Genomic DNA, 7,617 nt, shown 5'->3' with positions numbered 1-7,617 from the left:
TTTAAAAACAATGTAGATAAGAAATGTTGCTCCTCCTCTAACACTTTATGAGAAGACATTTCTTTTGAAACGGCCAATACATATTGATCTTGCTCAATAAAAACTGGCCATACAGTTGTTTCATTCGTATGCTTTGTATCTGCAAATAAATAAAAATCCCGATAGATAATTTGGCGATTCTCTTTAATTGCTTTCTCATAATTTTCTACAATAACGTCACTTTTATTATGGTTCAACCCAGACATTTCTAGCTCACAACCGATTGGTGACTGTTTAAAAATTGCCACCCCTGCTGGATTCACATATCTATATTCATAGGTGAATGGTGCTGTTCGTTTCATAAAGAAAACAAGTTGTGTACAATGCTCATAAAGTGCCGCCATTTGCTGTTCAATCGACAGAACACCCATTTTCAATGTCTCCCTTTTTCTTTTGCCATTTTTAAGCGAGTGCTGACAACTTACTTGCCGTAAAATCTATTAATGCTTGATAAGCATGTTGCTCATTCGTTTCACGGTCTTTATTTAATGTCCATTTATCATTTACGTGTTCAAACGAATAATGTGCTATAAAGGTTGCATTCCCTATTAAACGCAAGTGATATTCCCCGTTGTTATTTTTCACTTCACACTTAACAAACCCACCAGGATTAAAGACTGTAATTGTGCCTTCTTCAACAAGATGTAATAATGTAGCGACAAGTGCAGAGGCTGTCATTGCTGTTCCACAAGCATTTGTAAATCCAACACCACGTTCAAATGTACGAACATAAATTTCTTGTTGACCGATTGGATACATATAGCTAACATTCACGCCATCTGGTGTATAATCATTTTCGCCATTTAACATCGATGCAAGTTGTTGTTGGTGGGCAGCAGATAAAATTTCTTCTTTTGATACAAGTCCGATTAAATGCGGATTAGGCACCGATACGGCTGTAAAACGGATATCCATTGAAAACGGCGGAATGCATTCATCAATTAATGTGTGCTGCGCATTATAATTCATCGGTAATGTAGCCAACTCAAATGAAACTGGTGCAATCTGCACTGCATATGTAGGTATGTCATTCATTAATGAAGGTTCCTCTGTTACGAGTAAATTCGCTTTCATCGTTTCAATAATGCATGATTTTTTATTTTCACGTTCTAAGACGTAGCGTGCTACACAGCGTAATCCATTCCCACACATCGATGCTTCCGAACCATCTGCATTAATCACCCGCATCTTTGCTGTTCCAACATTTGAAGGGGCAACTAATAGTAAACCATCTGCACCGCCATCATTACTTTTTCGGCATAACCATTCACCGAATTTAAACCAATCCATTGCCGTTTCATCTGCTGTTTCATATAAATAAAATGTATTGCCTGAACCGTGTACTTTTAATAAATTTTCTACCATTGTTTACCCCCTACTTTCCTTATGTCTAATGATAATAGGAAATGTAGTTTCATACAACTAACTTCTTTTTCATTAATGCCAGAAAAATACAATTTTCATATAATTGAATAGGTGTATTTAGGCGAAAAAAGCACTATTACTATGTTTATAGCCCTATTTCATGTTTGTTTTAAGGGTTTTTAAATTTTTTTCGAGGAATTGGTATACTTTTTGCTTGGCACGGGTATATAACTATGTGAGTGTTTACTGTAATACCTCACAGTAAAATAGAAATTCCTAATGTATAACACACACTTTTTTGTCACAAAATAGCATTTTTTGCTAATTTAATCTATTTTCTTATATTCAAATCAATATTTTTTTATTATAATCTAAATAGAAACATCATATAGCCAAATAAGCTATACGTGTTCAAGATTATCACTATAATTAAATAGAATTTTAGAAGGCAAATGGTGCGCCACTAACATTCGTTAGTTTTAGCGGGTTCGATTCCCGTCCTGAAATTTTTTGTTTTAAAATTTTCTGATGACTAGATCATCTTAAAGGAGGCGTTCTTCATGTTAAAAAAACGTGAACTGCACGAGTCTGCAGAACTATTTGAGCTTATGACACATCCTGAGGTATTCCCGTATGTACGGCAAAAAGCACATTCTGCTGAGGAATTTGCTTTTATGACTCGACAATTAATGGTAGAAGAGCACTTTGGTAAAACAGTCTCTCGTACAATTACAGATGATTGGGGCAAACCAATTGGTGTAATTGCTTTATTCGATGTTGCAGATGGTGCAGGATTCCTAGGAACTTGGATTGGTAAGCCTTATCAAGGTAAAGGCTACAACCAAAAAGCAAAAGTAGAATTTTTCAAAGAGTTATTCTTCGAATTAGGATTCCAAACAGTGTTTATGAAAGTTCGAAAAGTGAACAAGCAGTCACAGCGTGCTGTTGAAAAACTGGGATACGCAATTGACGCAAAAGAGTTACACCCAGCGCTATATGCACAAGTAAATAGCGGTGACATCCCATTTGAATTATTCAAAGTAGACAAAGATAACTTCTATCTATATCTTGCTACACAAACAAACGAGGAGGAACAAGCAATCTAATGGATACCACAAGCGAAATCACCCCGACCTAAAGGCAGCTCCCTAGCAATTATGCGACGCGAGCTGCCTTTTATAATGCAAAAAAAGAGGTTAGGATTCCCCTAACCTCTCACGTCATGCTAGATTATTTCTTTTTAGCATATTGCAAAATTAATTGCATCATATCATCTGGTAATTTTGGTTTTTCCGCCTCTTGCATCGCTTTCATTAACGCAGGCTCTTTATCGCGTAGCTCATGCACGGCTGTTAAGAACGTTTCTTTGTTAACAGATTCTTCTTCTAAAACTAAAGCCAAGCCTTGTGATTTAAATAATCGTGCATTTAAAATTTGGTCTCCGCGTGATTGTGCAGCTGATAATGGAATTAATAACATTGGTTTTTCTAATGCTAAAAATTCAAAGATTGAGTTAGAACCAGCACGTGAAATAATATAATCTGATGCATACAATAAGTTTGGTAACTCTGTTGTGACATAATCAAATTGTTTATAGCCTGCTAAAATGTCTAATTTCGGCTCTACATTTCCTTTACCACATAAATGAATAATGTTATACGTTTTAAGTAATTCTTCTAAATTTGCGCGTACAGCATCGTTAATAAATTTAGAACCTAGTGAACCACCCATAATCATAATCGTTGGTTTATTATTTGAGAAACCACAATATTGTAACCCTGATTCACGATTCCCTGAAAATAGAGCTGGTCGAATAACCGAACCCGTACAGGTTGATTTTTCAGCTGGGACATATTTTAACGTTTCTTTAAACACCGTAAAAATATGTGATGCAAATGGTAATGCTAATTTATTTGCTAAGCCTGGCGTCACATCTGATTCATGCGCCACAACAGGAATACCTGCCATTTTCGCAGCCATTACGACCGGTACCGATACGAAACCACCTTTTGAAAAAATAATTTGTGGTTTCACCTTGCGTAAAATAGCAGATGCTTGTGCAATACCTGCTAATACGCGGAACGGATCTGAAAAGTTTTTCGTTGAAAAATAACGACGTAATTTACCACTTGAAATCGCATGATATGCAATTTGTGGAAATGCCTGTGGAATAATTTCTTTTTCTATGCCTTCTTTTGAACCGATATAATGTACTTCATATCCTGCTTCTAAAAAGGATGGAATAATCGCTTGGTTAAGCGATACGTGGCCCGCTGTTCCGCCACCTGTAAAAACGATGGTTTTCTTCATAATCTATATAAACGCTCCTATCACTGTTAACGAATCAATTTAATAACCTCGTCATTATACACCTCTGACAACAAAATGCACTTATTCTGACAAAATTATTATCACAGCTTTCATTGTAGCATAGTAAAAGCACGAAAAAAAAGAGTCGCATGGCTCGCGACTCTTTTTTATTACATTGTTCGGCCTAATAACGGAATCTGATCAACGCCATCCCCAATAATTACGAGATTCGGCTCCATCTTCATATATTCAGGAAGCCATTGTGTTAATCCATATGCATATTGGAAGAGCATCGGATGACTATTGCCTTCAATCGGCACATAGCCTTTCATACGATAAATCGTTTCTGGCAGTGAACGTACCCAGTCCTCTACTTCTTCCATTGTATAGCTTTCTCCTTCGCCAAAGTGAAGTAAGCGCGAGCTTAAATGTAAATGATGACCAAGATCCGCTTTTTGCACATCACCAGTTGCTGTTGCACGCATTCTTTCAATATACGTAAATGGAACATTAGCATTCACTGTTTGTAAAATCGGTGCATGACTATTTAAGTTTTGCATTTCAAATGTTACTTGCGCTAATTCTTCTGATGTTAATAAATCAGATTTATTGGCTAAAATTAAATGTGCATGGCGAATTTGTTCAAGGAATAATGAGCGCGTTTGAGGCGTCATGTCATTGCGATGTAACCAGCGCTTGCTATCGGCTACTGTAATAATCCCTTTAATATTTAAGTCATTGGCAAAAAGAGGTGAATAGACAGCATCTAGTGCTTCTACTGGATGAGCTGCACCTGTTGTTTCAATTAATAATACATCCCAGTCCGATTCTGCTAATAGCGATTGCACTTGCGCTTCTGTTTTTTCAGCACCCGAGCAACAAATACAGCCATTTAACATTTCTTTTAATGGAACTCCTTCTTCAACAGCTTGCGAATCAAAGTTCAGTTCCCCTAGTTCGTTCATAATTACAGCTGGTTTTAATCCGTGTGCTTTCAATTTACCAATAAAATTCGCTAATAGCGTTGTTTTACCGCTTCCTAAAAAGCCACTTAATAAATAAACATCTTTCATTTGAATATCCTCCAATTATAAAAAGAGCTGCCGAAGCAGCTCTTTTTACGATTATTTTGCTTCTTTCACAACGATACTATGTGCTTTTTTCAACTGTGGATCATCTTTTTTAATTTTCTTACGGAGTTGATTCATTAGTTCTGTTGTTGTTTCACCTGTTAATGTCCCCGTCACGTTTAAATCATGCTCTTGTTGGAAAGCTTGAACAGCTAATAATGTATTATAGTCATATAAACCATCTACTGTTCCAACCGTATAACCAAGTGCTTCAAACATTTTTTCTGCTACCTTCACTGTATCTGATACATCACCTTGTTTTAGTGTTTTTGTCGTATCAATATACGGTAAATTTGCGTAAGAAGGGTACTTCACTTTTACATTTGGCTTAATACCTTTTTCATGAATCCAATTACCGTCAGGTGTTAGCCATTTAGCTGTTGTATATTTCAATGTAGCACCATCTGATAAATCTTCTACCGTCTGAACAGTTCCTTTACCAAATGTTTTTTCACCAATGATTTTAACATTTGCAGACTCGTTTACTGCACCCGCTAAAATTTCAGATGCAGAGGCACTACCACCATCCACTAAAATTGTCATCGGCACCGTTACTTTACGACCATCTTGTGCTGAAGCAACATTTTTCTCTCCATCACGATCCTCTACTTGAACTACTGGTTTTCCAGTCGCTACAAATAGACTAGCAATATTAATCGCGACATCAAGACGACCACCTGGATTTTGACGTACGTCTAATACTAACCCTTTCATCCCTTTCGCTTCCATCTCATCTAATTTTTCTAATAATTCTTTGTACGTATCTTCAGAAAAACTTGTAATTTGGATATGTGCTACTTTATTTTTCATCATTGAAGCGTAAACTGTTTCCACTGGGATTTCATCGCGAACGAGTGTAATCTTATGTAGATTTTTCGAATCGCCCCGTTGGAACTCAATTTTCACTTTTGTTCCTTTTTCACCACGAATTAATTTAACTGCTTGATCCGCTGTTTTTCCAACAATGGATTTTCCATCTACTGTTTTAATAATATCATTGGGTTTAATGCCCGCTTTTTCAGCTGGAGAGTTTTTGATTGGTGACACGACAACAATTTGACCGTCCTTTTCTTGAATCTCTGCACCAATCCCTTCAAAACTAGAAGAAATCTGCTCATTAAATTGCTTTGCTTCTTCTTTAGGCATATAAGTAGAATATGGATCGCCTAATGCGTTAATCATACCTTCCATTGCACCCTCAGCCAATTTTTCTTCATCTACTTCTTTAAAGTATTTTTTATCGAGTTCATCATACACATCTAATACTTTTTGAAATTGTGGATGTGTACTTGAATTTGTTCGCACCTCAACCATTTTTCCTTCACCAAAAGTTAACGCCAAAATTGTAATTCCTGATGTACTAATAATCAGTACAATAATTAGCATAATAAGTGTAAATGGCTTCATGCGAACATATTTTTTTGCAGGTTTTACTTCGTTTTCATGCTGTTCTTCGTTTTGCGATTTTTTTTCGTCCAATTTCTTTCACCACTTTCACTATTCAAACGTTTGCACACTACGTCTATTTTAGCAGTATTCGACGTATCCGAAAAGAAAAGTTATATGAAAAGTTTATACTCTTTCTATTTAAGATCCGTTCTCTTTTTATTTTATGCTTTTTAGATAGCAAAAGGTCAGCGCCGCCTAATAGACGTTGCTGACCTTTTATAAAAATGATTTACTTTATTATTCAGCGATTGCTGCTTCTAATGCTACAACCATCATCTCTTTAAACGTTGATTGGCGTTCTTCTGAAGAAGTCGCTTCACCAGTAATTAAATGATCTGAAATAGTTAATACAGATAATGCTTGTGCATCATATTTCGCTGCTAATGTATAAAGAGCAGCTGTTTCCATTTCTACTGCTAATACACCATAATCAGCTAATAATTCATTAGGATTTTTCTCACCATAGAATAAATCTGCTGTATAAACGTTACCAACACGTAGGTTTAAGCCTGCTTCTTTACCTGCATTATATGCTTTTAATAATAAATCAAAATCAGCAATTGGTGCGTAATCTAATCCACCAAACTGGATTTCATTCATTTTTGAGTCTGTTGTTGCACCTTGCGCTAATACTACGTCACGTACTTTTACGTCACGTTTTAAAGCACCTGCTGTCCCAACACGAATTAATTTTTTACAACCATAATCTTTTAGTAATTCAGTTGCATAAATACTAATAGATGGTACACCCATACCTGTGCCTTGTACCGACACTCGGTGGCCTTTATATGTACCTGTGTAACCAAACATATTTCGAACGTCATTGTATTGAACAGGATTTTCTAAAAATGTTTCTGCGATAAATTTAGCGCGTAAAGGATCTCCTGGTAATAGAACAATATCAGCGATTTCGCCGTCTTTTGCGTTAATATGAATACTCATATAAATTCCCTCATTTCATTTAATTATCGAAAGCCTTTTCATAACTATTTTGATTGTACTAAAAAGTCTGACCTCTGACAAACAATAATCAGTATTCCACTATATATTTCTCTTCATACATTGCCCATAAGTGATCAAATGTCGCTGCATTTAAGTCATCGTCGGCTAATTCTTCGATATACAAAGAAATTTTTTCAAAGTCCATTTCTTGTTTTGGAAAAGCATGATCGTTAAATGCAGCTTCTGCAAAAACGCCGTATTCATCGCTCGCGCCACGAAAAGTTAACACATATAAATAAAAACTTGGTTGCATGATTTCTCCTTCTTTCTTCATTTATTTGAAAATACAGATTTTACACTAATTCGACAGTGCTATATAATT

At 35.9% G+C, this 7,617-nt stretch carries 7 protein-coding genes and 1 pseudogene; 1 reads left to right on the top strand and 7 read right to left on the bottom strand.

Annotated elements, in window-relative coordinates; genetic code table 11:
* Positions 1-410, bottom strand: a pseudogene (locus KTHG_RS21070) (PAS domain S-box protein); the annotation flags it as partial.
* A 31-nt stretch (positions 411-441) separates the two neighbouring features.
* Positions 442-1,404: a diaminopimelate epimerase gene (gene dapF / locus KTHG_RS04580; protein ID WP_020189756.1), complete on the bottom strand. Its 963-nt coding sequence runs from the start codon at positions 1,402-1,404 to the stop codon at positions 442-444.
* Positions 1,405-1,964: 560 nt separating this feature from the next.
* Here dapF and KTHG_RS04575 point away from each other — a divergent pair.
* Entirely contained in the window at positions 1,965-2,510 is a 546-nt protein-coding gene (locus KTHG_RS04575; protein WP_020189755.1) for a GNAT family N-acetyltransferase, read from the top strand.
* 124 nt (positions 2,511-2,634) lie between these two features.
* Here the strand turns inward: KTHG_RS04575 and KTHG_RS04570 are convergent, their stop codons facing one another.
* From KTHG_RS04570 to KTHG_RS04550, 5 genes are all read right to left on the bottom strand, one after another.
* Entirely contained in the window at positions 2,635-3,717 is a 1,083-nt protein-coding gene (locus KTHG_RS04570) for an undecaprenyldiphospho-muramoylpentapeptide beta-N-acetylglucosaminyltransferase (protein ID WP_044527218.1), read from the bottom strand.
* A 167-nt stretch (positions 3,718-3,884) separates the two neighbouring features.
* Positions 3,885-4,787 (bottom strand): CobW family GTP-binding protein, encoded by a 903-nt coding sequence (locus tag KTHG_RS04565; protein WP_020189753.1) that lies wholly within the window; start codon positions 4,785-4,787, stop codon positions 3,885-3,887.
* A gap of 51 nt (positions 4,788-4,838) precedes the next feature.
* Complete coding sequence (locus KTHG_RS04560; protein WP_020189752.1) at positions 4,839-6,323, bottom strand: lmo1851 family serine protease; 1,485 nt, start codon at positions 6,321-6,323, stop codon at positions 4,839-4,841.
* A 207-nt stretch (positions 6,324-6,530) separates the two neighbouring features.
* Positions 6,531-7,235: a purine-nucleoside phosphorylase gene (deoD, locus tag KTHG_RS04555; RefSeq protein ID WP_020189751.1), complete on the bottom strand. Its 705-nt coding sequence runs from the start codon at positions 7,233-7,235 to the stop codon at positions 6,531-6,533.
* Positions 7,236-7,323: 88 nt separating this feature from the next.
* Complete coding sequence (locus tag KTHG_RS04550; RefSeq protein WP_020189750.1) at positions 7,324-7,548, bottom strand: YozE family protein; 225 nt, start codon at positions 7,546-7,548, stop codon at positions 7,324-7,326.
* Between the last annotated feature and the right edge of the window lie 69 nt (positions 7,549-7,617).

The sequence above is a fragment of the Kurthia sp. Dielmo genome, assembly GCF_000307285.2.
GTDB lineage: Bacteria > Bacillota > Bacilli > Bacillales_A > Planococcaceae > Kurthia > Kurthia populi.
This window is presented reverse-complemented; position numbering and strand designations above follow the sequence as displayed.